Origin of the sequence: Novosphingobium soli (genome assembly GCF_042432915.1) — a bacterium.
Taxonomy (GTDB): Bacteria; Pseudomonadota; Alphaproteobacteria; order Sphingomonadales; family Sphingomonadaceae; genus Novosphingobium; species Novosphingobium soli.
On sequence record NZ_JBHLWK010000025.1, the window covers coordinates 12,962 to 37,482 of the forward strand.

At 69.5% G+C, this 24,521-nt stretch carries 30 protein-coding genes; 14 read left to right on the top strand and 16 right to left on the bottom strand.

Features of this window, described 5'->3' with window-relative positions; all coding sequences use genetic code 11:
• The first annotated feature begins 15 nt into the window (after positions 1-15).
• Together ACFFJC_RS18320 and xth are read left to right on the top strand one after the other, a co-directional pair.
• A complete protein-coding gene (locus tag ACFFJC_RS18320) occupies positions 16-348 on the top strand; it encodes a HesB/IscA family protein (RefSeq protein WP_379488835.1) in 333 nt (110 codons plus the stop codon).
• Positions 345-1,121, top strand: coding sequence for an exodeoxyribonuclease III (gene xth / locus ACFFJC_RS18325; RefSeq protein WP_379488836.1), 777 nt, complete (start codon positions 345-347; stop codon positions 1,119-1,121). The genes ACFFJC_RS18320 and xth overlap by 4 nt, the downstream gene beginning before the upstream one ends.
• A 43-nt stretch (positions 1,122-1,164) precedes the next feature.
• Here xth and ACFFJC_RS18330 read toward each other — a convergent pair whose 3' ends face one another.
• From ACFFJC_RS18330 to ACFFJC_RS18375, 10 genes are all read right to left on the bottom strand, one after another.
• On the bottom strand, positions 1,165-1,779 hold the full coding sequence (locus ACFFJC_RS18330) for a cell wall hydrolase (protein ID WP_379488837.1): 615 nt from the start codon (positions 1,777-1,779) through the stop codon (positions 1,165-1,167).
• Positions 1,780-1,962: 183 nt separating this feature from the next.
• Positions 1,963-2,304 (bottom strand): DUF1491 family protein, encoded by a 342-nt coding sequence (locus ACFFJC_RS18335; RefSeq protein ID WP_379488838.1) that lies wholly within the window; start codon positions 2,302-2,304, stop codon positions 1,963-1,965.
• A gap of 4 nt (positions 2,305-2,308) precedes the next feature.
• Positions 2,309-2,794, bottom strand: a complete 486-nt coding sequence (locus tag ACFFJC_RS18340; RefSeq protein ID WP_379488839.1) for a PaaI family thioesterase — start codon at positions 2,792-2,794, stop codon at positions 2,309-2,311.
• Positions 2,784-3,245: a PTS sugar transporter subunit IIA gene (locus ACFFJC_RS18345; protein ID WP_379488840.1), complete on the bottom strand. Its 462-nt coding sequence runs from the start codon at positions 3,243-3,245 to the stop codon at positions 2,784-2,786. Before ACFFJC_RS18345 ends, ACFFJC_RS18340 begins: the two co-directional genes overlap by 11 nt.
• A 114-nt stretch (positions 3,246-3,359) precedes the next feature.
• Positions 3,360-3,929: a ribosome hibernation-promoting factor, HPF/YfiA family gene (hpf, locus tag ACFFJC_RS18350; protein ID WP_379488841.1), complete on the bottom strand. Its 570-nt coding sequence runs from the start codon at positions 3,927-3,929 to the stop codon at positions 3,360-3,362.
• Positions 3,930-3,954: 25 nt separating this feature from the next.
• Positions 3,955-4,638 carry a DNA polymerase III subunit epsilon gene (gene dnaQ / locus ACFFJC_RS18355; protein WP_379488842.1) on the bottom strand — a complete coding sequence of 228 codons (684 nt, stop codon included), beginning with the start codon at positions 4,636-4,638 and terminating at the stop codon, positions 3,955-3,957.
• A 50-nt stretch (positions 4,639-4,688) separates the two neighbouring features.
• Positions 4,689-5,288 (bottom strand): dephospho-CoA kinase, encoded by a 600-nt coding sequence (coaE, locus tag ACFFJC_RS18360; RefSeq protein WP_379488843.1) that lies wholly within the window; start codon positions 5,286-5,288, stop codon positions 4,689-4,691.
• Entirely contained in the window at positions 5,285-6,142 is an 858-nt protein-coding gene (locus ACFFJC_RS18365) for a shikimate dehydrogenase family protein (protein WP_379488844.1), read from the bottom strand. Before ACFFJC_RS18365 ends, coaE begins: the two co-directional genes overlap by 4 nt.
• A complete protein-coding gene (locus ACFFJC_RS18370) occupies positions 6,139-6,723 on the bottom strand; it encodes a Maf family protein (protein ID WP_379488845.1) in 585 nt (194 codons plus the stop codon). Before ACFFJC_RS18370 ends, ACFFJC_RS18365 begins: the two co-directional genes overlap by 4 nt.
• A gap of 11 nt (positions 6,724-6,734) precedes the next feature.
• Positions 6,735-7,580, bottom strand: coding sequence for a pyruvate, water dikinase regulatory protein (locus ACFFJC_RS18375; protein ID WP_379488846.1), 846 nt, complete (start codon positions 7,578-7,580; stop codon positions 6,735-6,737).
• 323 nt (positions 7,581-7,903) lie between these two features.
• Here ACFFJC_RS18375 and hemE point away from each other — a divergent pair, with 323 nt between their 5' ends.
• The 4 genes from hemE (at position 7,904) to ACFFJC_RS18395 (ending at position 11,651) form a co-directional block, all read left to right on the top strand.
• Positions 7,904-8,929, top strand: a complete 1,026-nt coding sequence (gene hemE / locus ACFFJC_RS18380) for a uroporphyrinogen decarboxylase (protein ID WP_379488847.1) — start codon at positions 7,904-7,906, stop codon at positions 8,927-8,929.
• 31 nt (positions 8,930-8,960) lie between these two features.
• Complete coding sequence (locus ACFFJC_RS18385; RefSeq protein ID WP_379488848.1) at positions 8,961-9,401, top strand: CopD family protein; 441 nt, start codon at positions 8,961-8,963, stop codon at positions 9,399-9,401.
• Positions 9,402-9,649: 248 nt separating this feature from the next.
• On the top strand, positions 9,650-10,906 hold the full coding sequence (gene rho / locus ACFFJC_RS18390) for a transcription termination factor Rho (protein ID WP_379488849.1): 1,257 nt from the start codon (positions 9,650-9,652) through the stop codon (positions 10,904-10,906).
• A 19-nt stretch (positions 10,907-10,925) separates the two neighbouring features.
• Positions 10,926-11,651: a TerC family protein gene (locus ACFFJC_RS18395; RefSeq protein WP_379488850.1), complete on the top strand. Its 726-nt coding sequence runs from the start codon at positions 10,926-10,928 to the stop codon at positions 11,649-11,651.
• Between the two features lie 69 nt (positions 11,652-11,720).
• On the opposite strand, the gene ACFFJC_RS18400 is transcribed toward ACFFJC_RS18395, so the two are convergent.
• Positions 11,721-12,689, bottom strand: a complete 969-nt coding sequence (locus tag ACFFJC_RS18400; protein WP_379488851.1) for a quinone oxidoreductase family protein — start codon at positions 12,687-12,689, stop codon at positions 11,721-11,723.
• 10 nt (positions 12,690-12,699) lie between these two features.
• On the bottom strand, positions 12,700-13,398 hold the full coding sequence (locus ACFFJC_RS18405; RefSeq protein ID WP_379488852.1) for a dienelactone hydrolase family protein: 699 nt from the start codon (positions 13,396-13,398) through the stop codon (positions 12,700-12,702).
• 111 nt (positions 13,399-13,509) lie between these two features.
• On the opposite strand from ACFFJC_RS18405, the gene ACFFJC_RS18410 reads away from it, so the two are divergent.
• The 6 genes from ACFFJC_RS18410 (at position 13,510) to ACFFJC_RS18435 (ending at position 19,367) form a co-directional block, all read left to right on the top strand.
• Positions 13,510-13,779: a DUF6489 family protein gene (locus ACFFJC_RS18410; protein WP_379488853.1), complete on the top strand. Its 270-nt coding sequence runs from the start codon at positions 13,510-13,512 to the stop codon at positions 13,777-13,779.
• A gap of 32 nt (positions 13,780-13,811) precedes the next feature.
• Complete coding sequence (gene mnmE / locus ACFFJC_RS18415; protein ID WP_379488854.1) at positions 13,812-15,086, top strand: tRNA uridine-5-carboxymethylaminomethyl(34) synthesis GTPase MnmE; 1,275 nt, start codon at positions 13,812-13,814, stop codon at positions 15,084-15,086.
• Positions 15,087-15,164: 78 nt separating this feature from the next.
• Positions 15,165-17,009, top strand: coding sequence for a tRNA uridine-5-carboxymethylaminomethyl(34) synthesis enzyme MnmG (mnmG, locus tag ACFFJC_RS18420; RefSeq protein ID WP_379488855.1), 1,845 nt, complete (start codon positions 15,165-15,167; stop codon positions 17,007-17,009).
• Complete coding sequence (gene rsmG / locus ACFFJC_RS18425) at positions 17,006-17,647, top strand: 16S rRNA (guanine(527)-N(7))-methyltransferase RsmG (protein WP_379488856.1); 642 nt, start codon at positions 17,006-17,008, stop codon at positions 17,645-17,647. Before mnmG ends, rsmG begins: the two co-directional genes overlap by 4 nt.
• Positions 17,644-18,420 (top strand): ParA family protein, encoded by a 777-nt coding sequence (locus ACFFJC_RS18430; RefSeq protein ID WP_379488857.1) that lies wholly within the window; start codon positions 17,644-17,646, stop codon positions 18,418-18,420. The genes rsmG and ACFFJC_RS18430 overlap by 4 nt, the downstream gene beginning before the upstream one ends.
• Entirely contained in the window at positions 18,417-19,367 is a 951-nt protein-coding gene (locus tag ACFFJC_RS18435; RefSeq protein WP_379488858.1) for a ParB/RepB/Spo0J family partition protein, read from the top strand. The genes ACFFJC_RS18430 and ACFFJC_RS18435 overlap by 4 nt, the downstream gene beginning before the upstream one ends.
• Positions 19,368-19,373: 6 nt before the next feature.
• On the opposite strand, the gene ACFFJC_RS18440 is transcribed toward ACFFJC_RS18435, so the two are convergent.
• Together ACFFJC_RS18440 and msrC are read right to left on the bottom strand one after the other, a co-directional pair.
• The gene (locus ACFFJC_RS18440; protein ID WP_379488859.1) at positions 19,374-20,048 is read right to left on the bottom strand and encodes a glycine zipper 2TM domain-containing protein; all 675 of its coding nucleotides are present in this window, start codon (positions 20,046-20,048) and stop codon (positions 19,374-19,376) included.
• Between the two features lie 135 nt (positions 20,049-20,183).
• Positions 20,184-20,666, bottom strand: coding sequence for a free L-methionine (R)-S-oxide reductase MsrC (gene msrC / locus ACFFJC_RS18445; RefSeq protein ID WP_379488860.1), 483 nt, complete (start codon positions 20,664-20,666; stop codon positions 20,184-20,186).
• Between the two features lie 61 nt (positions 20,667-20,727).
• Between msrC and ACFFJC_RS18450 the strand changes: the two genes are divergently transcribed.
• A complete protein-coding gene (locus ACFFJC_RS18450; RefSeq protein WP_379488948.1) occupies positions 20,728-22,203 on the top strand; it encodes a PQQ-dependent sugar dehydrogenase in 1,476 nt (491 codons plus the stop codon).
• A 7-nt stretch (positions 22,204-22,210) separates the two neighbouring features.
• Here the strand turns inward: ACFFJC_RS18450 and ACFFJC_RS18455 are convergent, their stop codons facing one another.
• Entirely contained in the window at positions 22,211-23,062 is an 852-nt protein-coding gene (locus ACFFJC_RS18455) for a DUF815 domain-containing protein (protein ID WP_379488861.1), read from the bottom strand.
• Between the two features lie 47 nt (positions 23,063-23,109).
• Between ACFFJC_RS18455 and ACFFJC_RS18460 the strand changes: the two genes are divergently transcribed.
• Positions 23,110-24,057: an L-threonylcarbamoyladenylate synthase gene (locus ACFFJC_RS18460; RefSeq protein ID WP_379488862.1), complete on the top strand. Its 948-nt coding sequence runs from the start codon at positions 23,110-23,112 to the stop codon at positions 24,055-24,057.
• 30 nt (positions 24,058-24,087) lie between these two features.
• Here the strand turns inward: ACFFJC_RS18460 and ACFFJC_RS18465 are convergent, their stop codons facing one another.
• Complete coding sequence (locus ACFFJC_RS18465; RefSeq protein WP_379488863.1) at positions 24,088-24,426, bottom strand: hypothetical protein; 339 nt, start codon at positions 24,424-24,426, stop codon at positions 24,088-24,090.
• Positions 24,427-24,521 lie beyond the last annotated feature (95 nt).

A 24,521-nucleotide genomic window follows, 5' to 3' on the forward strand; every position in this document is an offset into this window, starting at 1 on the left:
GCCTACATCGGGCGCATGGACCAGCACAGCCTGCAACTCAGCCCCTCGGCCGCGGCGCGCGTCGCGGCGATCGCCAGCAAGCAGGGCAAGCCTGCCATCCTGCGGCTTGCCGTGGAAGGCGGGGGCTGTTCCGGCTTCCAGTACAAGTTCGGCCTGGCCGACGCGCCCGAGCCCGACGACAGCGTCGCGGAGACCGATGGCGTGCGGCTCGTGGTCGATCCCGTCAGCCTCGACCTCGTCCAGGGCTGCGTGGTCGATTTCGTCGAGTCGCTGGGCGGCGCGGCGTTCCGCGTGGAAAACCCCAATGCGGCCGCCGGCTGCGGCTGCGGGTCCAGCTTCGCGGTATGAGAATCGCCACGTTCAACATCAACGGGGTCAAGGCGCGCCTGCCCCGCCTGCTGGAATGGCTGGAGGAGACTCGCCCGGCCGTCGCCTGCCTGCAGGAGATCAAGAGCCAGGACGAGGGCTTCCCGATCGCCGAGTTCGAGAAGCTCGGCTACCAGGGCATCTGGCACGGCCAGAAGGGGTTCAACGGCGTCGCCATCCTGGCGGACGGCGAAGCGCCGGTCGAAGTCCAGCGCGGCCTCGCGGGCGAACCCGAGGACGAACATTCGCGCTATCTGGAAGCCGACGTCTTCGGCATGCGCGTCGTGTGCATCTACCTGCCCAACGGCAACCCCGTGCCCGGTCCCAAGTTCGACTACAAGCTGCGCTGGATGGAGCGCCTGCGCCGCCGCATGGCCGCGATCAAGGCCGAGGAAGTGCCGGCGATCGTCACCGGGGACTACAACGTGGTGCCGACCGACCGGGACATCTGGTCACCGCCGGCGCTGGCGGCGGATGCGCTGATGCAGCCCGAATCCCGCGATGCCTGGTTCCGCCTTCTCGGCGACGGCTGGACCGATGCGCTCGCCACGCACAATCCGCGCGGCGGGGTGTGGACCTACTGGGACTACCAGGCCGGCGCGTGGCAGCGCGACCACGGCTTCCGCATCGACCATGCGCTGCTCTCGCCCGAGCTGGCCGACCGGCTGGTGGCCTGCGGCGTCGACAAGGCGCACCGCGGGCGCGAGAAGGCCAGCGACCATGCCCCGGTGTGGGTGGAGCTACGCGCCGCCTGAGCGCGCCTGCCGCGTCCCGGCAGCCACCCGGGACGACCGAGCCTCAGCGATAGAAGACGTGGTTGTCGACGCGCGCCAGGCGCGTCAGGCGCCACTTGGGCGAGACCCGCGCCGCGTGGAAGTAGAGCGCGCCCTTGGCCTCGCTCTTCCAGGCACCGTCGTCGGCGATCTGGGCGATGGCGACCGCCTCCTGCCAGTCGCGCGAGGCTTCCGGCACCCGCGGCATGGAGCGACCGCGCACGAACGAGAATTGCGAGGGCTGGTACACTACGCCGCAGTAGCTGCTGGGGAAGCGGCCCGAGCGCGCGCGGTTGACGATCACGCGGCCCACCGCCAGCTGGCCTTCCAGCGTCTCGCCCCGCGCCTCGAAGTAGATGGCCCCCGCCAGGCAGCGCATCTCGCTCGACAGCTGGTCGCCCGCATCCTGCTGCGAGACCAGTTCCTGGAGCGTGTCTGCGTCCGGGGTTTCGCCCTCGGTCGCCTCGGCGGGAAGCGCCTGGACCACGGGCTGCGACACGAAGCGCGTCGCGGGCTGCTGTTCGGTGAGGACCGGAACGAAGTCCGATGCCGCCGCGCCCGAGCCCTGGGCGCCAAGAAGAACGGTCAGAACCGTTGCGGCCAGCGCGAAGGCGCTCGCCCACTCAACTTTGCTTCGCATGTAATCGTATCAAGGGCGGTGAACCGATCCGACACAGGCTGGAACGGAAAGCCCGGTAAGGGCGTTCAGTATCCGTCGAGCCTGCCGACGATCCCCCGTCTGCGTGCTAGCCGGGCAACCGAAGTGCTGCCCATGCCGCTTTCGCGCTTGCGAAGGCGGCCATTAGCCCCTGCCGCAAGCAAGTCAACCGGCGTCTGGCGTTGCGCCGATGAAGCGTTCGGCGTTCGCGGCATCAAGTTCAATGATCCAGAGGTCGCTGTCCTGACGCTTGCGGCGCTCCAGGTACTCCTGGAATTCGCCAGGGTTTTCCGCATCCTGTCGCCTGCTGCACTGCCATTGGCGGCTGCCGTCGGCGGCAGGCATCCGCTCGTAGAGGCGGACGTCGCGGCCGTTGTGAACGAGCACGGCAAGGATCGTCCCGGCGTCGCGCTCACCCTTGGCCAGGACCGTGCCGAAGCCACCCTCGGCGCCGATTCGGCGAATCAGCCCCGCCACCTCGAGATGCGCGGGAAGCCTGTCGTCCATGGTCTCAGCCGCCCGCCGGCAGGGAGTAACCCGGCAGGCTCGAGAGCGCGATGCGCGAACGCATGAAGGTCCCGGTCCCGCGCGAGACTTCCTCGCCCTCCTCGTCCAGCAGGCGCGATTCGGCCACCAGCACGCGGCGGCGCCCGCTCACCCAGCGCCCCTCGGCGACGATGCGGCCGCCCTTGATCGGCTTGCTGAGGTGCATGTTGAACGAGGTGGTGAGCAGGAAGCGGTCGGTCACATGCGTGTTGGCCGCGTAGAAGGCGGCATCGTCCAGCATCTTGAAGTAGATCGTGCCGTGGGCCGCGCCGGCCGCATGGAAGCAGTCCGGCTCCACCAGGAAGGTGATCCGCGCGAGGCCGGGGCCGGTGATCTCCAGCTGCGAGCGGAACATGTGGTTGATCGGCGCCGAGGCGTAGAGCCCCTCGAGAGCGCGCCAGTGCAGCGCGGCGCCTTCGGAAGCGCCCGCTCCCGTCAGGTCATGCGGCATCGCGATCGATGACGTTGCTCAGCAGGCTGTAGAGCGCCTCGGGGCCGGGCGCCGCCAGCAGCGCCTCGTGCATCCGCTCGTTGCGCATCATGCGCGAGATCGCCGCCAGCGCGTGAAGATGGGTGGCACCGGCGCCTTCGGGAGAAAGCAGGCCGAACACCAGGTCGACCGGCATGCCGTCCGCAGCCTCGAACTCGACCGGCGAGGCGAGGCGCAGGAACGCCGCCACCGGCCGGCTGAGCCCCGGCATGCGGGCATGCGGAATGGCGATGCGTCGGCCGAAGCCGGTGCTGCCCAGTTCCTCCCGCTGCCGGATGCGCGCCAGCACGGCCCCGGCGTCGAGGCCGTAGACGTGCGCGAACTGGGCCGCGAGCCGTTCCAGGATGATGTCCTTGCTGTCCGCATCGGCCGTTGTCACGGCATCGGGCAGCAATACGAATAGCGCACTCATTTCGTTTCTGATGCTAGAGTTCGACCGGTGTTCAAGCTGCATGCCCCTGGAGCCCCGGCGCCAACCGGAGCTCTCCTTGGTCCTTGCGGTAAGAAGCGATTGCGCGGGGACGTATCAGTGCGGCTCGACCCAGCCGATCGAACCGTCGCCGCGGCGGTAAACCATATTATGGCGGCCAGTACCAGCATTTTTGAAGAGCAGCGCCGTAGTATTGCGTAAGTCGAGCATCATCACCGCGTCCGAAACGGTCGCTTCCGGAACATCGACGCGCGTCTCGGCGATCACCACCGGGGCATCGACCTCCACCTCGCGCTCTTCCTCGGCGGCCGCTTCCTCGAAGATGGTATAGGCGGCTTCCTCGACGGCGGTGGCGTGCGCCGACTGCTCTGAGCGGTCCTTGAGGCGGCGCTTGTAGCGACGCAGCTGCTTGTCGATCTTCTCGGCCGCCTGGTCCAGCGCCACGTGCGCATCCTGCGCCGCGCCCGTCCCCTTGAGCACGAGGTTCTGCATGACATGCATGATGATGTCGCAGCGGAACGCACCGGCCGGCGCCCGGCCGAACGTCACGTGCGAAGACAACGCCCGGTTGAAGTACTTCTCGATGATCACCGTCAGCCGCTCGCTGGCGTGGGCCTGCAGGGCCTCGCCGGTTTCGACCTGGTGTCCGGAGACGCGGATGTCCATGGGCGAATTCTCCTTGTGCTAGAGTTCAGGCACCCCAAAGGGGGCTATCGACCGCCTTGAGAAACGCTGCGTGGGCCGCAAGTTCCTCGACGGATGCCGCGTGGGGGCGCGGCTGACGAAAAATACGGTCCTTCTTGGCGAGAACCTTGATTTCCGTCACGATCTCAGTGGTTTCTGCAATGAGCTCGAGGCCGATCTGGCGGCCGCCGCGCAGTTCCACATAGACTTGCGCGAGCAACTCGGCGTCGAGCAGGGCGCCGTGCAGGGTGCGGTGGCTTCGGTCGATCCCGTAGCGCGTGCAGAGCGCGTCGAGCGAGAGCTTGGCGCCGGGATGGCGCACTTTCGCCAGCGCGACGGTGTCCACCATGCGGTGCAGACCCACGGGCGGGTGCCCGCAGAGCGCCAGCTCGGCATTGATGAAGTTGAAGTCGAAGCCGGCGTTGTGCGCCACCAGCGGGCTGTCGCCGATGAACTCCAGGAATTCGAGCGCGGCACTGGCGAACAGCGGCTTGTCGGCCAGGAACGCGTCGGAGAGGCCGTGCACCGCCTCGGCCTCGGCCGGCATGCTGCGCTGGGGGTTGAAATAGGCGTGGTAGGTGCGCCCCGTCGTCACCCTGTTGACCATCTCTATGCAGCCGATCTCGACCAGCCGGTCCCCGTTCCTGGGATCAAAACCGGTGGTCTCGGTGTCGAAGATGATCTCTCTCATCCCACTCCATATCTGCCTGCGCGCGCCGGGGCGCAAGGCCCCGAAGCGGATTAATCCCCTCGGGTCAGCGCCCGTACGATACCGACGACCTGTTCGCGCGTGCCGTCCAGCGGGAGCCCGGTGTCGATCACGTAATCGGCCCGCGCGCGCTTCTCCGCATCGGGCACCTGGAGCGCGAGGATCTGCTCGAATTTCTCGGTGGTCATCCCCGGCCTGGCCAGGACCCGGGCGCGCTGCACCTCGGCCGGGGCAGAGACGACCGCCACCGCATCGAGCCCTTGCGCACCGCCTTTTTCATACAACAGGGGGATGTCGAAGACGACCAGCGGCGCATCCCCATTGTCCCGGAGGAAATCCCCACGAAGCGCAGCCACGGCCGGGTGGACGATGGCCTCCAGTCGCGCCAGCTTGTCGGGATTGCCGAAGACGGCCGCCCCCAGCGCCTGGCGGTCGACGCCATCCGGTCCGGTGCTGCCCGGGAACGCCGCCTCGATCTGCGGGAGCAGGGCGCCGCGCGGTCCCTGCAGCGCGTGCACCGCGGCATCGGCGTCGAACACCGGCACGTCGAGCGTGCGCAACATGCCCGCCACCGTCGACTTGCCCATGCCGATCGAGCCGGTGAGCCCGAGGATGCGCGGGCCGGCCTTCATGCGAGGATCAGCGCACGCAGGGCCGCATCGCGATCACGCGGAGCCTGGGCCCCGAAGAAGTGTCCGAAGGCGATCGCCGCCTGGCCGATCAGCATCGAGAGGCCATCCACCGTGCGCAGGCCGGATTCGGCGGCGTTCTGGAGGAAGCGGGTGTTCAGCGGGCTGGTGACGATGTCGTAGGCGATGGCACCAGGCGGGGCATGGCTGAAATCGAACGCGAGCGGCGGCTGCCCGGTCATCCCCAGCGGGCTGGCGTTGACGACCAGGTCGAGACACCCCGCGCGGTCGTCGAAGGCGAAGTCGGTGGCATCCGCGAAGTGGTCGAGCCCGATCGCGTGATGGTCGGCGCCGGGCGCCAGCTCGTCCAGCATGGCCCGGGCCTTGGCCGGGTCGCGGCCCGCCAGCACCACCACGAAGCTCTTCGAGGCCAGCGCCGCGACGATCGCCCGCGCTGCGCCGCCGGTCCCGAGCACGCGCGCCATGCGGAAGAGATGCACGCGCTCCAGTTCCGCGCGCAGCGGCTCGAGGAAGCCCGGAGCATCGGTGTTGATGCCGGTCAGCGTCCCGTCGCGCTCGCGCACCACCGTGTTCACCGCGCCGATCCGCGCGGCGAGGGGATCGAGCCGGTCGAGCAGCGGCAGGATCGCCAGCTTGTGCGGCATCGTCACGTTGCAACCCCGCCAGTCCGGATCTGTCCGGCGACGGGCAAGGTACTTCGCGAGCTCGTCCTGGCGCACGCGGCAATGTTCGTAGCGCCCGGGCAGGCCCAGCTCGGCAAGCCAGAAGCCGTGGATCGCCGGAGACTTGGACTGTGCGATCGGATCGCCGATCACCTCGGCATAAGGCTGGGTCATTGGGGCAGCACTCCCATTCGGCGCAGCGCGGACTGGACCCGCAGCAGCGGCATGCCCAGGATGGTGAAGTGGTCGCCTTCGATCGCCTCGAACAGTTGCACGCCGCGTCCCTCGATCCGGAACACCCCCACGCAGGCGGAGACCTCGGGCCACTCAGCATCGAGGTAGCGCGCAATGAAAGCCTCGGACAGCGTCGCAACCCGCAGCCGCGCCACGGCGCCCTCGGACCACAGCGCCACCCCATCGCGCGCGAGCGTGGCGGCGCTGTGCAGCTCCATCACCCGGCCTGAGAAGAACCTCAGATGTTCGGCGGCGTCCTTGCGCGATGCCGGCTTGTCGAAGCGGCGCCCGCCGCACGACACCAGAGAGTCGCTGCCCAGCACCAGCTCCTGCGGTGTTCCACGTGAAACAGCAAGCGCCTTCGCCTCTGCAAGGGCGAGGGCAACCTGCCCCGGCTCAACCGCGCCGAGCCCCGCCTCGATCGCCCGCTCGTCGACATCGGCCGGCTGGCAGCGGAACGGAATGGCGGCCGCTTCGAGCATGGCGCGGCGCGAGGCACTCTTGGAAGCAAGGACGATCATGGGTCCGGCGCTCAGATCGGCTTCGGGCCGACCGGGTCGGTCTCGCCGGCAGCCTTGCGTTCGTTGAACAGGTTGATGACCGCGGCCGCCGTCTCCTCGATCGAGCGGCGGGTGACGTCGATCACCGGCCAGGAGTTGTCGGCGAACATGCGCCGGGCGTACTTGAGCTCGTCCTCCACCTTGTCGCTGGCGACGTAGTCGGTGTCGGGGGACTGGCTGAGCGAGAGCAGGCGATTGCGCCGCACCTGGATCAGGCGCTCGGGCGCGGTGGTAAGCCCCACGACCAGCGGCCGCTTGAGGCCGAACAGCGAAGGGGGCGGCGGGCTCTCGACGACAATGGGAATGTTGGCGACCTTGTAGCCGCGGTTGGCGAGATAGATCGAGGTCGGCGTCTTGCTGGTGCGCGACACCCCGGCGAGGACGATGTCCGCTTCCTCCCAATCCTCCCAGGCGATCCCGTCGTCGTGAGCGATGGTGAACTGGATGGCATCGACGCGGGCGAAGTAGGCTTCGTCGAGCCGGTGCTGGCGGCCGGGCCGCCCCTTCGCCTCCTGGCCGAGCAGGGCTTCGAGGGCATCGGTTACTCCGTCGAGCACGGCGATGGCCGGCAGGCCGAGCGACTGGCAGCGCTCCTCGAGGCGGCCGCGCGTCTCCTCGTTGACCAGCGTGAAGAAGACCAGGCCGGGGTTGGCCGCGATCTCCGCCATGATGCGGTCGAGATGCTGCTGCGAGCGCACCATCGGCCAGAAATGCCGCAGCACGTCGGAATCGTCGAACTGCGCGAGAGCGGCCTTGGCGATCATTTCCAGCGTCTCGCCGGTGGAATCGGACAACAGGTGGAGGTGAAATCGCGCCATGGTCGGCTGCCGGGACCCCTTGTGGATATGTTGCGGCATAAACCACGGGAGGAATGCGCTGACAACTCGCCGTCGACGTTTCCTGCCCGCTGCCCCAGATTCCCCGCCGCAGTTCTGGACAGGGCGAGGCGGCGATCCACACCCTGTGGACAAGGCGAACAAGCTTTCGTTGACTCCCCGGTGCCGGAGAGTCGCTCTGGCGCTAGACCCTGTTCAACCCGGCACAAATCGGGCAAGGCCCGCGCGTCCCCACAATCCACAGGGCCAACAGACTCCATCATCCTTCTAAAAAGAATCTATTTTTTTGCTGGGACGACGACGCGATGCCTGGAATCCTCCTCGACACACTGCGCGGAACGAATACGCCGCGCCGCCCGGTCTGGCTCATGCGGCAAGCCGGGCGCTACCTGCCCGAGTACCGCGAACTGCGCGCCGAGAAGGGCGGATTTCTCGCGCTCGTCTACGATACCAACGCCGCGGCCGAGATTACGTTGCAGCCGATCCGGCGCTTCGGATTCGATGGTGCGATCCTGTTCTCGGACATCCTCATCGTGCCCTACGCGATGGGGCAGGACCTTGCGTTCCTGGCAGGTGAGGGACCCCGCCTCTCGCCACGGCTCGTCGACCATGCGGTCGAGAGCCTGGTGGCGGTGCCCGAGCGGTTGTCGCCGATCTACGAGACGGTGCGCCAGGTTCGCGCCAGCCTTGGTGCGGACACGACGATGCTCGGCTTTGCGGGCTCGCCGTGGACGGTCGCAACCTACATGGTGGCGGGCGAGGGCAGCCGCGACCAGCACGAGACCCGCGCCATGGCCTATCGCGATCCGCAGGGCTTCCAGGCGATCATCGATGCGGTGACCGCGGTGACCGTGGAGTACCTGTGCGGCCAGATCGAGGCCGGTGCCGAGGCCGTGCAGCTCTTCGATTCCTGGGCGGGCAGCCTCAGCCCCGCGCAGTTCGCGCGCTGGGTCGTCGCGCCCAACGCGGCGATCGTCGCGGCGGTCAAGGCACGCCATCCCCAGACCCCGATCATTGGCTTTCCCAAGGGCGCGGGCGAGAAGCTGGCCGCCTATGCACGGGAGACCGGGGTGGACGCGGTGGGCATCGACGAGACCATCGACCCCCTCTGGGCGGCGCGCACGCTGCCGGCGGGGATGCCGGTGCAGGGCAACCTCGATCCGCTGCTGCTGCTGGCAGGCGGGGACGATCTCGACCGCGACGCGCGCCTCGTGCTCGACGCCTTTGCGGATCGTCCGCATGTCTTCAACCTCGGTCACGGCATCGGCCAGCACACGCCCATCGCGAACGTGGAGCGCCTGCTGGCCACCGTTCGCGGCTGGGAGCGTTGAGCACGGCAAGCGGACGCGCTAGAGGGGAATCATGGAAGTCCTGCAGAGCATCTATCCCTGGCTCAAGGCCGGGCACGTCATCTTCGTGATCTTCTGGATGGCGGGGCTGTTCATGCTGCCGCGCTACTTCGTCTACCACCAGGAGGCGGAGCCGGGCTCGGCCGAGGCGGCGCGATGGATCGATCGCGAAGCGAAGCTGCGCAAGATCATCCTGACCCCCTCGATGATCCTGGTGTGGGTCTTCGGCGTGCTGACGGCGCTTGCGATCGGCGCCTTCAGCGAAGGCTGGCTGCACGCCAAGCTGCTCTTCGTGATCCTGCTCTCGGGCTACCACGGCTGGCTGGTCGGCTACGGCAAGAAGCTGGCGCGGGGCGAGCGCCCGCTCACCGGGGGGAAGCTGCGCCTGCTCAACGAGATCCCGGGCCTCGCCGCGGTGGTGATCGTGATCCTCGTCGTGGTGAAGCCCTTCTAAGGCAAAGTCCTGGCGACCGCGTCCCGTCGGGCGTGGGCCAGGCCTGCAGCGCCACCGCCCACCGTTCACCCCGCACGCCTGCCGGCCTGCGGCGAGCGATCCATTGACTCGTTGACCGCAGGCCGCCCAGCGCTTATCTGCACGGTGTTCCGGCACGGGGCACGAGCCCATTCTCCTGCCCGGATCCGCTTTCCCCAAGCCCTGAGATCCCGCCGGCCGACACTCCAATTCCATCCGGAAAACCCAGAATGCACCTGAAAGAACTCAAGAAGAAATCATCGGCCGAGCTGGTCGAAATGGCAGAGGAACTGGGCGTCGAAGGCGCCTCCACGCTGCGCCGGCAGGACCTCATGTTCGCCATCCTCAAGGAAGTGGCCGAGGACGGCGAGGAGATCATCGGGCAGGGCACCATCGAGGTGCTGACCGACGGCTTCGGCTTCCTGCGCAGCCCCGAGGCGAACTACCTGGCCGGGCCCGACGACATCTACGTCTCGCCCAACCAGGTCCGCAAATGGGGCCTGCGCACCGGCGATACCGTCGAGGGCGAGATCCGCGCCCCCCGCGACGGCGAGCGCTACTTCGCGATCACCAAGCTCATCAGCGTCAACTTCGACGATCCCGACGTGGTGCGCCACCGCGTCAACTTCGACAACCTGACGCCGCTCTACCCGGACCAGCGCCTCAAGCTCGATAGCCTCGACCCGACGGTCAAGGACAAGTCGGCCCGCGTGATCGACCTCATCAGCCCGCAGGGCAAGGGCCAGCGCGCGCTGATCGTGGCGCCGCCGCGCACCGGCAAGACCGTGCTGCTGCAGAACATGGCCAAGGCCATCACCGACAACCATCCCGAAGTGTTCCTGCTGGTGCTGCTCGTCGACGAGCGCCCCGAGGAAGTCACCGACATGCAGCGCAGCGTGAAGGGCGAGGTCATCTCCTCGACCTTCGACGAGCCCGCGCAGCGCCACGTCCAGGTCGCCGAAATGGTGATCGAGAAGGCCAAGCGCCTGGTCGAGCACAAGCGCGACGTCGTCATCCTGCTGGACTCGATCACCCGCCTCGGCCGCGCCTACAACACCGTGGTGCCCAGCTCGGGCAAGGTGTTGACCGGCGGTGTCGACGCCAACGCCCTGCAGCGTCCCAAGCGCTTCTTCGGTGCCGCGCGCAATATCGAGGAGGGCGGCTCGCTCTCCATCATCGCCACGGCCCTGATCGACACCGGCAGCCGCATGGACGAAGTCATCTTCGAAGAGTTCAAGGGCACCGGCAACTCGGAAATCGTCCTCGACCGCAAGGTGGCCGACAAGCGCATCTTCCCGGCGCTCGACGTCGGCAAGTCCGGCACCCGCAAGGAAGAGCTGCTGGTCCCCAAGGACCAGCTCTCCAAGATGTGGGTCCTGCGGCGCATCCTCATGCAGATGGGCACCGTCGATGCGATGGAGTTCCTGCTCGACAAGATGAAGGACTCGAAGACCAACGAGGACTTCTTCGCGACGATGAACCAGTAAGGCGGGCAGGGGGCAGACCTTGGATACTCTTTCGATCCTCGCCGCCGCCGCGCCGGCCCTGCAGGGCCCTGGCGAGATCTGGCAGCACATCGTCAACGATTTCTCCAACATCGGCTCTCCGGCAGCGCTCTCCGCGTTCCTGCAGGTGCTGATGATCGACGTCGTCCTGGCGGGCGACAACGCCATCGTGGTGGGCGCGCTGGCGGCGGGGCTGCCGGCCGAGCAGCGCAAGAAGGTCATCGCCATCGGCGTGATCGCCGCGCTGGTGCTGCGCATCGGCTTCGCGCTGATCGTGACCTGGCTGCTCGGGATCGTCGGCCTGATCTTCGCAGGCGGCCTGCTGCTGCTGTGGGTGGCGTGGAAGATGTACCGCGAACTGCATCATAGCCCCGCCGACGTGCACTCGGCCGGTTCGCCGGAGATCGAGGGCGACGAGCACTCCGGCCTCGCTCCGGCGAAGAGCTTCGGTTCGGCCGCGATCTCGGTGGCGGTGGCGGACGTCTCGATGTCGATCGACAACGTGCTCGGCGTCGCCGGCGCGGCGCGCGATCATCCCGGGATCCTCATCGTCGGCCTGGTCGTGGCGGTGGCGATGATGGGCCTCGCCGCCAATTTCATCGCACGCTATATCGAACGCTACCGGTGGATCGGCTGGGTCGGCCTCGCGGTCATCCTCTACGTGGCCGGCAAGATGATCTACGAGGGGTGGGTAGACCCGCAGCTCGGCATCGTCTCGCTGTTCTGACATAGCAAAAAGGCCCGGAGCGATCCGGGCCTTTTCTCGTTGGTGGCATTCGACCCGGCGACCGGAGCGTCAGGGCAGCAGTACGGTGGAGCCGGTGGTCTCCCGCGCTTCCAGCGCCCGGTGCGCGGCTGCGGCATCGGTGAGCGCGAAGGTCTGCCCGATGCGCGGCTGGAGCACGCCCGACGCGATCCGCTCGAACAGCTTGGAGGCGCTCTGCGCCAGCGCCTCGGGCGTGGCGATATAGTCGGCCAGCGTCGGCCGCGTGAGATAGATCGAGCCGGCGCGCATCAGGTCCAGCACGGCGATCGGCGGCACGGCGCCCGAGGCATTGCCGTAGCTCACCATCAGCCCGCGCCGCGCGAGGCAGGCGAGCGAGGCCGGCCAGCTCGCCGCACCCACGCCGTCGTAGACCACATGGCACAAGGCGCCGCCGGTGATCGCGCGCACGGCCTGGGGCAGGTCGTCGAAGGCGCAGGAGAGCACGTGCTGCACCGGCACTTGCGCTGCCTTGTCCGGGGAGCCGACATGGGCGATCACGGTGACGCCCTTGTCCTGCAGCCAGGGCACCAGCAGCGAGCCGACCCCGCCCGCTGCCGAATGGACGAGCGCGATGTCGCCGGCCTTGGCCGGGAAGGTCTCCTCGGCCAGGTAGCATGCGGTGAGACCCTTGAGCATCACCGCGGCCGCCACCTCGGGCGCGATGCCCTCCGGTATGCGCATGGCCTTGGTCGCGGGGATCACCCGGTGGGTGGCATAGGCGCCGCCGTTCTGCGTGGTGCCGACCCGCTCGCCCAGCGCGAACCCCGCCACGCCTTCGCCCAGCGCCACGATGCGCCCGACGCTCTCGGAGCCCAGCGTGATCGGCAGCGCGTCGGGATAGAGGCCCCTGCGGTAGTAGGTGTCGATGAAGTTCAGGCCGATGGCCTCGGTCTCGATCAACAGCTCGCCGTCGCCGGGGGAGGGCACGGCGAAGTCCTCGCGCGCGATCGCCTCGGGCCCGCCATGGGCCCGGACGACCATCCGGTATGCGCTCGTCACCGCGGGTGCCTCAGCCGACGTGCTCGGCGAAGAAGGCTTCGGTCCGGCCGTCGGCCAGCTGTGCCCCGGCCTCGTCGCGCCGCTCCCCGATCTCGGCGGCGAAGCCGTGGTCGAGGCCCTCGTAGTCGTACAGGGTGACGCGGGGATGGTCGTCCAGACCTTCGTGAATCGCCTTCTGCGCCGCGGCGTCGACGAAGTGGTCGGCCGTGGGGATGTGCAGCATGAGCGGCCGCGAGATGGCGTGCTTCTCGCCCAGCATCTGGTCGATCATGACGCCGTAGTAGCCCACCGAGGCGTCGATATCGGTGCGCGCCGCGACCATGTAGGCGATGCGCCCGCCCATGCAGAAGCCGACGAAGCCGACCTTCTCGACGCCCTGCTCGCGGCGGATCCAGTGGATCACCGCTTCGATGTCGCGCATGCCGAGGTCGAAGTCGTGGCTCATCATGTGGCCGATGGCCTGCTGGAACTCGGCTTCGTCGTAGGGGCTGAGCTCGATGCCCGGCTGCTGGCGCCAGAACGTGTCGGGCGCGACGGCGAGGTATCCCTTCGCCGCCCAGTCATCGGCCTTCTTGCGGATGCCGGCGTCCACGCCGAAGATCTCCTGCTGCACGATGATCGCGCCGCGGGGGGTGCCCTGCGGACGGGCCACGTAGGCGGGGATCGTGCCGTCACCGTCGAGCGTCGGGATTTCGGTGTTGGTGGACATCTTGGGCTCTCCTCTTCAGGCCGTTTTCCGGGTGCGCGGAGTTAGGCACTTGCAATGGACTTTGCCAAGCGCATGTGTCAGTCAGGATACGAAAATACGCCGGAGGGTCGCATGAACGTCAATGTCGAGATCGAGTGCTCCCCGGAGGAGGCACGCCGCTTCCTCGGCCTGCCCGACGTCACCCGTGCCAACGAGGTCTATGTCGAGGCGCTGACCAACGCCATGCAAGGCGCCGGCAACTTCGACCAGCTCAACGAATTGACCCGGCAGATCGCGCCGATGGGCCAGTTCGGCCTCAAGCTGTTCCAGCAGTTCATGGAAGGCGGCGTGGCCATGGCGATGAGCGGCTCGGGCACCAAGCCGCGCAAGGACGGCGAGTAGCGCACCCCGCAGCGCCCTGCTAGGGCGCCGTCATGGACACCATCTTTGCCCTGTCGAGCGGGTCTCCGCCCGCCGCGATCGCCGTGATGCGGATCAGCGGACCGCGGGCCGGAGAGGTGCTTGCGACACTGGCCGGGGGTCGTCCTGAAGCGCGCAAGGCAAGCTATCGCAGCCTGCATGTTCCACGTGGAACTCTGCTGGACCGCGCCCTGGTGCTGTGGTTTCCCGGCCCCTCCACCGCCACCGGCGAGGACCTGGCCGAGCTGCATCTCCATGGCGGGCGCGCCGTCGTCGCTGCGGTCGAGGCGGCGCTGGCGGGCATGCCCGGACTGCGCAAGGCGCTGCGGGGCGAGTTCACCCGGCGCGCCTTCGCCAACGGCCGCATCGACCTTGCCGAAGCCGAAGGCCTCGCGGACCTGCTCGCGGCGGAGACCGAGCTGCAGCGCCGTAGCGCCATCGCCATGGCGGAGGGCGCCTTTTCCCGACAGGTGGAGGACTGGCGCGTGCGGGTGCTGCAAGCCGCGGCGCTGGTCGAGAGCGCGCTCGACTTCAGCGACGAGGACGACGTCGCCGAGCTGCCTGCCGCGTTCCGCCAGGACCTGGCCGCACTGGCGGATGAGCTCGCCACATGGCTGGAGCGTCCGCGAGCGGAGACGCTGCGGGAAGGTTTTCGCGTGGTGCTGGCCGGGCCCCCCAATGCCGGCAAGAGCACGCTGTTCAATGCGCTGGTGGAGGACGAGGCGGCGATCACCTCCCCCATCGCCGGGACCACCCGAGACGTCCTGGTGCGGGCGGTGGCGATCGACGGGGTGCCCTTCGCCTTCCTCGACACGGCAGGGCTCCACGAAGGATCCGACGATGCCATCGAGGCGATCGGCATCGCCCGCGCCCGGGCGGCGCTCGACAAGGCCGACGTGGTCCTATGGCTCGGACCCTCCGGCGAAGGTCCGATCGGAGCGTGGGAGATCGCGGCCCGTGCCGACCTGCCCGACGTCACGGCGAAGCCCGCTGCCCGGCATCGTCTCTCGGCGCGGACGGGGGAAGGGATGGATGCCTTGCGGCGAGACCTGATCGCTACCGCGCGCTCGGCCTTGCCGGTCCCCGGTGAGGCGGCACTCAGCGCTCGCCAGCACGACCTGCTGCGCGAGGCGGGCAGCGGCCTCCGCGCGGCTGTGCGGGAAAACGATCCCCTGCTGGTGGCGGAGGGTTTGCGCCAGGCCCGCGCGGCGCTCGACCGGCTGGTGGGGCGATCGACGACCGAAGACATGCTCGACACGCTGTTCGGAAGGTTCTGCATCGGCAAGTGAGGCGGGCGGAAAGTTCCACGTGGAACATTCCGCAGTCTGCGCTTTGACCGGAAAGGCGCTGTGCGATAAGGGCGAGCGATGCACTCCTTCGATGTCATCGTGATCGGCGGCGGCCACGCCGGCTGCGAGGCCGCTGCCGTCGCGGCCCGCATGGGCGCGCGCGTGGCGCTCGTCAGCTTCGATCTCGAGGCGGTCGGCGCCATGAGCTGCAACCCGGCCATCGGCGGGTTGGGGAAGGGGCATCTCGTCCGCGAGGTCGATGCCTTCGACGGCCTGATCGGCCGGGCCGCCGACGCTGCGGCGATCCACTACCGCATGCTCAACCGCTCCAAGGGGAGCGCCGTGCAGGGCCCGCGGGTGCAGGCGGATCGCCGGCTGTTCAAGGCTGCGATCCATCACCTGCTCGCCCGACAGGGGGACCTCACGCTCGTCGCCGGCGAAGCGGCCGCGCTGCGGTTAGAGGGCGGGGCGGTCACGGGCGTGGACCTGACGGACGGCACCCGCCTGGAGGGTCGGAGCGTTGTGCTGTGCACCGGCACGTTCCTGGGCGGCACCCTGTTCCGCGGCGAGGAGCGCGAGGTCGGCGGCCGCATCGGCGAGCGCGCGGCCCAGCGGCTGGCGGAACAGCTCCGCGCGGCGGATCTGCCGATGGCGCGCCTCAAGACCGGGACGCCCCCGCGCCTCGATGGCCGCACCATCGACTGGGCGCGGCTGGGAGAACAGCCTTCCGACGGGGAGCAGTGGACGATGTCGGCGATGGGCCGGCGCAGCGTGCCCCAGGTGTTCTGCGCGATCACCCGCACCAATGCGCGCAGCCATGACGTGATCCGGCGCAACCTCCATCGCTCGCCGCTGTTCTCCGGCGCCATCGGTGCGCTCGGCCCGCGCTATTGCCCGTCGATCGAGGACAAGATCCACCGCTTCGCGGACCGTGACGGGCATCAGGTCTTCCTCGAGCCCGAGGGGCTGACGACGCACCTGGTCTACCCCAACGGGATCAGCACCTCCCTGCCGGCCGACGTCCAGCTCGACATGCTGCGGACGATGGAAGGCCTGGAACGCGTGGACATGGCGGTGCCTGGCTACGCGGTCGAATACGACCACATCGATCCGCGGGCGCTGCGCACCAGCCTGGAGCTGCGCGCCATCCCGGGCCTCTATTGCGCAGGGCAGATAAACGGCACCACCGGCTACGAGGAGGCCGCGGCGCAGGGGCTGGTCGCCGGTCTTCACGCGGCAGCCGCCGTGCTGGGACGGCCGGCGCCCCCGCTTGACCGCGCCAACAGCTACATGGCCGTGATGATCGACGACTTGACGCTTCACGGCGTCAGCGAACCCTATCGCATGCTCACGGCGCGGGCGGAGTACCGGCTGCGACTGCGCGCGAACAACGCGACGACCCGGTTGACCCCCCTGGCGCTGGACGCGGGCGCAGTGTGGCCTGAGCGCCGCGCCTGGTTTGCAGGCCGGGAGGAGGCGAGGGCGCGCTTGTCGGCTGCGCTGGACCGCAGCGTTCCGGCGGCCGAGCTTGCCGGGTCCGGGCTCCCCGTCCGCCCCGATGCGGGTCGCCTGCCGCTGCGCGAGTGGCTGCGGTTCGGCGGTGTCGAGATCGGCGGGCTGACGCCGTGGATCGACACAGCGCTCACCGCGGACGCGGCCCTCGTCGAGGAAGTGGCGGAGGACGCGGCCTATGCGCCCTATCTGGAGCGGCAAGAACGGGAACTGCGCGACTTGCGCGCCAGCGAAGCCCTGCCGCTCGGGGACGACTTCCCTTATGCCGAGATCCCCGGGCTTTCGCGCGAGATGGTGGAGCGGCTGAGCCGCGCCATGCCGGCGACGCTCGCCGCGGCCGGCCGCGTGCCCGGCATCACCCCCGCGGCCCTGGCCGCGCTGCTGGTGCATGCGCGCCGGGAGGCGGCATGATCGCCAACGAGGAGGCGGCCCGGTCCTGGCTGCGGTCGCGGCCGGAGGTCGACAAAGCGGCGACGGTGCGCCTGGAGAACCTGGTCGCGCTCCTAAGCGCGGAGAACCAGCGGCAGAACCTCGTCTCGGCAGCCAGCCTTGAACAGGTGTGGCTGCGCCACATCGTCGACAGCGCACAACTTCTCGCGCATGTTCCACGTGGAACATCAGGAGCGTGGATGGATCTCGGGACGGGTGCCGGCTTCCCGGGACTGGTGATCGCCGCGCTGAGACCCGAAACGGCGGTCCTGCTCGTCGAATCGCGCACGCGGCGAATCGAATGGCTGTCGCGCGCCGCCGCGGAGATCGGGCTGACGAATGTGCGCGTGTGCGGCCAGCGCCTCGAAGCGGTGGAGACTCGCCCGGTGTCGGTGATTTCAGCCCGCGCCTTCGCGCCGCTCGACCGCCTTCTGGAGTTATCCGCCCGATTTTCCACAAGGGACACCTTGTGGTTGTTGCCCAAGGGGCGCTCTGCGAAGCAAGAACTGGAAGATCTTCGCACCTGGCGGCACGCGTTCCACGTGGAACAGTCCATCACGGACCCGCAAGCAGGCATCATCGTCGGCACTTTGGCTGGCGGAAAGGGTAGGCCCACGTGATCCGCATCGCCATCGCCAACCAGAAGGGCGGGGTCGGCAAGACCACGACCGCGATCAACGTCGCGACTGCGCTCGCCGCCACCGGGTGGCGGACGCTGCTGATCGACATCGACCCCCAGGGCAATGCCTCGACCGGCATCGGCGTCTCGGCTTCGGAGCGGGGAGCGTCCTCCTACGACGTGCTGGTCGATCGGGTTCCGGTGTCGCAATGCGTGATGGGGACGCGCATTCCGGGGCTCGACCTGCTTCCCGCGACGGTCGACCTCTCGGGCGCCGAAGTGGAGCTGGTCAACGCCGAGGACCGCGCGCATCGCCTGCGCCGTACGCTGACACCGGAACTCGGCTACGACGTGTGCCTGATCGACTGCCCGCCCTCGCTTGGCCTGCTGACGCTCAACGCGCTGACCGCGGCCGACACGCTGCTGGTGCCGCTGCAGTGCGAGTTCTTCGCGCTCGAAGGTCTCAGCCAGCTCCTCCAGACGGTCGAGCGCGTGCAGCAGCGGTTCAACCCGGACCTCGGGATCATCGGCATCGCACTGACCATGTTCGACCGGCGCAACCGGCTGACCGAGCAGGTGTCCGAGGACGTGCGCTCCGTGCTCGGGAAGCTGGTCTTCGAGACCACCATCCCGCGCAACGTCCGCCTGTCGGAAGCGCCGAGCCACGGCGTCCCCGCGCTCATCTACGATCACGCCTGCGCCGGCAGTCGCGCCTACATGGCGCTCGCGCGCGAGCTGATCACACGCCTGCCCGAAAAGAGGAAAGCGGCATGAACGACGATTCCATCGTGCGCTTCAGCGTACCCGCCAAGCAGAAGCCCAAGGGGCTGGGCCGCGGCCTTGGCGCCCTGCTGGGCGAGACGCGGCGGGAAGAGCCCCTGCCTGCCGGCGAAGGCGACAGCGCGGCCGCGCGCCTCAGGGCAGGGGGGCTGGCGCTTCTTGCGATCTCCGACATCCAGCCCGATCCGCACCAGCCCCGTCGCCACTTCGAGGAGGCGGCGCTGGAAGAGCTGGCGGCGTCGATCGCGCAGCGCGGCGTGATCCAGCCGATCATCGTGCGCCCGCTCGATCATGGGCGCTACCAGCTCGTCGCCGGCGAACGCCGCTGGCGCGCGGCGCAGAAGGCGCAGCTGCACGAGATCCCGGCGCTCGTCCGCGATCTCAGCGACCGCGAGGTGATGGCCCTGGCGCTGATCGAGAACCTTCAGCGCGAGGATCTCAATCCGATCGAGGAGGCGCGTGCCTACAACCGGCTGGCGGAGCTGGAGGGCATGACCCAGGCCGAGATCGCCCGCATGGTCGACAAGAGCCGCAGCCACGTCGCGAACTTCCAGCGCCTGCTGGCACTGCCCGAGGGCGTGATCCAGCGCGTCGAGCGTGGTGAACTGTCGATGGGCCATGCCCGTGCGCTGATCGGCTGCGACAATGCCGAGGACATCGCCGAGGCCGCCGTCGGCAAGCAGATGTCAGTGCGCGACGTGGAACGGCTGGTGCGCAAGAAGCAGCGCGGCGAGACGGCGCCGCGCCGGGCCCGCTCGGCGCGCGAGACCGCCGACGATGCCGACATCGCCGCAGTGCAGGCGCAGCTCGAGGAAGTGCTCGGGCTTCCCGTTCGGATCAACGCCGATGTCGATCCGTCCTCCGGCTCGGTCACCGTGCGCTATGCCACGCTCGACCAGCTCGACCTGATCTGCCAGCGGCTCACCGGCGGCGCGATCTGAGGCCGATCAGCGTGTCGGCACCCGCTTGTTGGGGGCCAGCTTGACGCGCTTGTCGGGAACCCGGCTCCGGCGCGGTGCGACGCGGCGGGCCGGAGCCGGAACGTCCTCGTAGACGTATTCGACGGTCTCGGTGCAGTGCGGCGCGGCCTGGACGACGGGCACCATCATCATCGCGGGCGCCGCGCAGCAGCCCGCCGCCGGATAGCCATAGCCGTAGCCGTAGCCGTAGCCGGGCCCATATCCGTTCGGCGGGTAGGCGGCTGACGCGTAGGCCCCGGGGTAGGCCGGCGCCGGATAGCCCGGAGGCGGAACCATGCGGGCATAGTCGTCGTCGAGATAGGCCGCGCAGGCGTCCCGGTCCCGGCCGGAGTCCTCGGCCTTGTCGATCAGGGCGCCGGCTGCGGCCCCCACCGCGACCCCTGTCACAGTGCCGGCGGTGCGGTTGCCGCGCCCGGCCAGGCGGTTGCCCGCCAAGCCCCCCACGGCGCCGCCGATGATCGCCCCGCCGACGCCCGAGTCCCGGGCCGAGAGCCGCTGGCGGCAATCGGCGAGCCAGGCCTCCTGCGCCTCGCTGCGGTAACCGTCGCCGGCGACCGGGCCGCCGGGATAGTCCTGGGCCCGCGCGGGAATGGCGGAAAGCATCAGCGCGGCGAGGCCGCCCAGGGGCAGGAGATGTCGCATCGGCAGCCTTTCACGTGAACCGGGGTACTGTCAGACCCTTGTGTTAACGCGAAATTTAGCATTGTCAGGGGCACAATTCGACGGGTCTTGCGCGCTTTCCGGAGCATCGTGCCAAATTGGGAGCGGCTGGCCGGGTCAGATCGCCAGCGCGGCCACTTGCGCGAGCAGCTGCAATCCGCTGGCGTCCTCCACGTCGAAACGGCCGGGCGTGGGGCTGTCGAGGTCGATCACCGCGACGACGCGGCCGTCGCGCAGGATCGGCACCACGAGTTCGGAACGGCTGGCCGCGTCGCAGGCGATATGGCCGGGAAAGGCGTGGACGTCGGGCACCACTTGCGTAGCGCCCAGGGCGGCGGCGGTGCCGCATACGCCGGTGCCCAGGGGGATGCGGATGCAGGCCGGCTTGCCGATGAACGGACCGAGCACCAGCTCGTCGCCGAGGACGCGATAGAAGCCGGCCCAGTTCAGGTCCGGCACGAACTGCCAGATCGCGGCGGCCATGTTGGCCATGTTGGCGACCGGATCGGGCTCGCCCTGGACGAGGGCGTCGGCCGCGCGGGCGAGCGCGCTGTAGAGTTCGGGCTTGGCGAGGTCGGAAGCGGGGGCGAAATCGTACATGGATGCGCGTTAGCGCAACTCGTGGTTGTCGCCTAGGCGGCAGCGGCCTATCTCGATGGCCATGCGCTCGATCCTCACGAAAGCCGCCATCGCCCTGGTCGTCATCCTCCTCGCCGTCGCGGGAGTGATCTTCTGGGGCCTCCACAGCAACACCTCGGACCTGCCGAGCGACGCCGCCGCGGGCCGCAACCCGCAGCTGGTCGAGCCCGACGCGCAGTGGATCCCCAGCATCAAGCTGGCCAAGCCGGTGGGCTGGGCGGCGGGAGAAGCACCGAAGGCCGCCCCCAGCCTCGCCGTCACCCGCTTCGCCGAGGGGCTCGATCACCCGCGCACGATGCTGACCCTGCCCAACGGCGACGTGCTGGTGGCGGAGACCAACGCGCCGCCCGCGAAAGGACCGCGCGGGTTCACCGCCACGATCAAGGGCCTGGTGATGGGCCGCGTCGGTGCCGGCGATCCCTCGCCCAACCGGGTGGTGCTGCTGCGCGACGCCGATGGCGACGGCAAGGCGGAAGGCCGCTTCGTGCTGCGCAGCGCCGACCTGCAATCGCCCTCCGGCATGGCCTACCGCGACGGCAAGCTCTACATCGCCAACCATGACGCGGTGCTGGAGTTCGCCTACAAGCCCGGCGCCACCAGCCTCGGCGGCAGGCCGCTGCGCAAGCTGATGGACATGCCGGGCGGCGGGCACTGGATGCGCAACCTGCTGCTGAGCGGGGACGGCAAGCACCTCTACGTCGCGGTCGGCTCGATGACCAACATCGCCGACAACGGCATGGAGGAGGAGACCGGGCGCGCCATGATCTGGGAGATCGACCTCGACACCGGCCGCCGCCGGCAGTTCGCGGCCGGCATGCGCAACCCCAACGGCATGGCCTGGAACCCCTCCACCGGGGAGCTCTGGGCCACCGTGCAGGAGCGCGACATGCTCGGCCCGGACCTCGTGCCCGACTACCTGACGAACGTGCCCGTAGGCGCGCAGTACGGATGGCCCTGGGTCTACTGGAAGAACACCTTCGACGAGCGCGTCGAGTGGCCGATGCAGACCTACATGCTCGAGTATACCCGCAAGCCCGAGTACGCCATGGGCGCGCACGTCTCGGTGCTGGGGCTGACCTTCGCGCAGGGCGGCAACCGCATGGGCAAGGGCTTCGAGAACGGCGCCTTCATCGCGCGGCACGGGTCCTGGAACCGCCGGCCCGCGGCGGGCTACGACGTCGTCTTCGTGCCCTTCGACGCGCGCGGCAACCCGCGCGACGTCAAGCCGCGGCCGGTGCTGAGCGGCTTCCTCAAGGACAACGGGGACACCCGCGGCCGTCCCACCTGGGTGGCCTGGGACAAGGCCGGCGCGCTGCTGGTCAGCGACGACACCGCCGGCATCATCTGGCGCGTCATCGCGCCCGGCGCGCAGCCCTCCGCCGCGATCGAGCCGGTCGTCGTCGAAGCCATGAAGCCGCTGCAGGAGATCAAGGACCCGACCGCGCCCGGCGCGCTGAGCGGCGGCTTCCGCAAGGAAGAGGACAAGCTGCTGCCCTGACGGGCGCTCAGATCGCCTTGCCGGCGCGTCCGGCCAGTTCGTTGACGTATTGCCAGGCGACGCGGCCGGAGCGGGCACCGCGGCGGCGCGACCATTCCAGCGCGTCGCCGCCCTCCCAGTCCAGCCCGAAGCTCTCGGCATAGCCGGCGATGATGGCGAGATAGGCGTCCTGGTCGCAGTTGTGGAAGCCCACCGAGAGCCCGAAGCGGTCGGCCAGCGCCAGCCGCTCGTCGACGACGTCGCGCGGGTTGATGGGATCGTCCTGCTCGGCCATCGTCCGCCCGACGATGGCCCGGCGGTTGGATGTCACGGCCAGCCGCACGTTGGCCGGCCGGGCCTCCACCCCGCCTTCCAGCCACGAGCGGAGCACGCGCGGCCCGCTGCCGTCGCCCTCCTCGAAGCCGAGATCGTCGATGAAGACGAGGAAGTTGCGGTCCACCCCGCCAAGCGTGGCGAACAGCCCGGCCATGCCGGAAAGCGCCTCCTGCGCCACCTGGACCAGCGCGATGCGGCCCGGATGCGTGGCATCGGCGGCCCGGACGGCAGCGCGCAGGAGCGCCGACTTGCCCATGCCGCGCGATCCCCATAGCAGCATGTCGTGCGCCGCATGGCCCGCTGCCAGTCGCTCGACGTTGGCGACCACGCGCGCCTTCTGGCTGTCGATCCCGCGCAGCAGGTCGAGCGCCGGCGCATCGAGGCGCGGGACGGCGCGGGCGCCGCTGCCGCTCCACACGTAGGCAGGCGCTCCCCGCCAGTCGACGGGGGCGACAGGCGGCGGCGCGAGCCGCTCGAGTGCCGCCGCGATCCGGGTCAGCACCGGCAGCGCTGCGGTGGTGGCGAGGTGATCGGGGGAGGTCATGCGCGCTTTTCCTTGGCTTTCTTCGCGGGCGGCTATAGCGGCGGGCCATGGACCACGCCAGTCGACCCGAGATGCTGGAGGCGACGCCCGCAGGGATCGCCGCCGCGGCACGCCTGCTGCAGGCCGGCCGGCTGGTCGCGGTGCCGACCGAGACGGTCTACGGTCTCGCCGCCCGCGCCGATCGCGACGAGTCCGTGGCCGCCATCTACAGGGCCAAGGGAAGGCCCAGCTTCAACCCGCTGATCGTCCACGTCGCCGACCTGACGCAGGCGCAGGAAATCGCCGCCTTCGACGATCGCGCCCGGGCGCTCGCGGCCGCGTTCTGGCCCGGCGCGCTGACCCTGGTGCTGCCGCTGCAGGACGGAGCGCCGGTCGCGCCCGCCGTCACCGCGGGGCTCCCCACGGTGGCGCTGCGGTGCCCCGCCCATCCGGTGATGCGCGCGGTGATCGCGGCGGCGGGGCTGCCGCTCGCCGCCCCGTCTGCCAACCGCAGCGGCGCGGTCAGCCCCACGCGGGCGGCCCACGTGGTGGAATCGCTGGGAAGCCGCGCGGATGCCGTGGTCGACGGGGGAGACTGCGAGGCCGGCCTGGAATCGACCATCGTGGCGCTGCGCGAGGACGGCCGCTGGCAGATCCTGCGCCCGGGCCCCATTCCCGAGGCGCGGATCGCGGCGGTGCTCGGCACCTCCAGCGTGCCGGTGACCGAAGGGGCGATCGAGGCGCCCGGGCAACTCGCCAGCCACTACGCACCCGGCAAGCCGGTCCGGCTCGGGGCCGATAGCGCCGCGCCGGACGAGTTCCACATCGGCTTCGGCGCCGTGGCGGGGGAGGCCACGCTTTCGGCGGGCGGCGATCTCGTGGAGGCGGCGGCCCGGCTCTACGCGCTGCTGCACCAGGCGGCGCGGGCACCCCAGCCGCGCATCGCGGTGGCACCGGTCCCGGAGAGCGGCATCGGCATCGCCATCAACGACCGCCTGAGGCGCGCGGCCGCCTGACCCCCGCCCGCCTGACCCGCCCGGCCGCGCTCAGCGGTCGCGGTATGCGCCGCCGGGGGAGAGCGACTGGATATCGGCATAGTCGTCGCGTGCCTGGTCGCAGGCCTTGTCCGAGCCTTCGCGGCACTGGCGCAAGTGCTTCTGGTACGCGCGATCGAGCTTGCCCAGCCGTTCCTCGCGCTCGCGCATCTGGCGCCCGCGCTTCTCGTCGGCTTCCGACTGGCTGGTGGTGGTCCAGTCCACCGCCTTGCCGGCGACACGCACGGGCGCGGTGACCACGCCGACCGCGGTGCGCGCAATGCATCCGCTCAGGAGAAGGGCGGCGGCGGGCGCGAGGGCCAGGGCGAGGGCAGGACGGGGAAAGGTCATCGCCGCACGATTCCACGGGGGAGGTGACGGTGCCATGAACAGGCGCCGCATCGGCATGGCGTCCTGGCCTGCAGGAGAAGCGCCTGCAGGAGAAG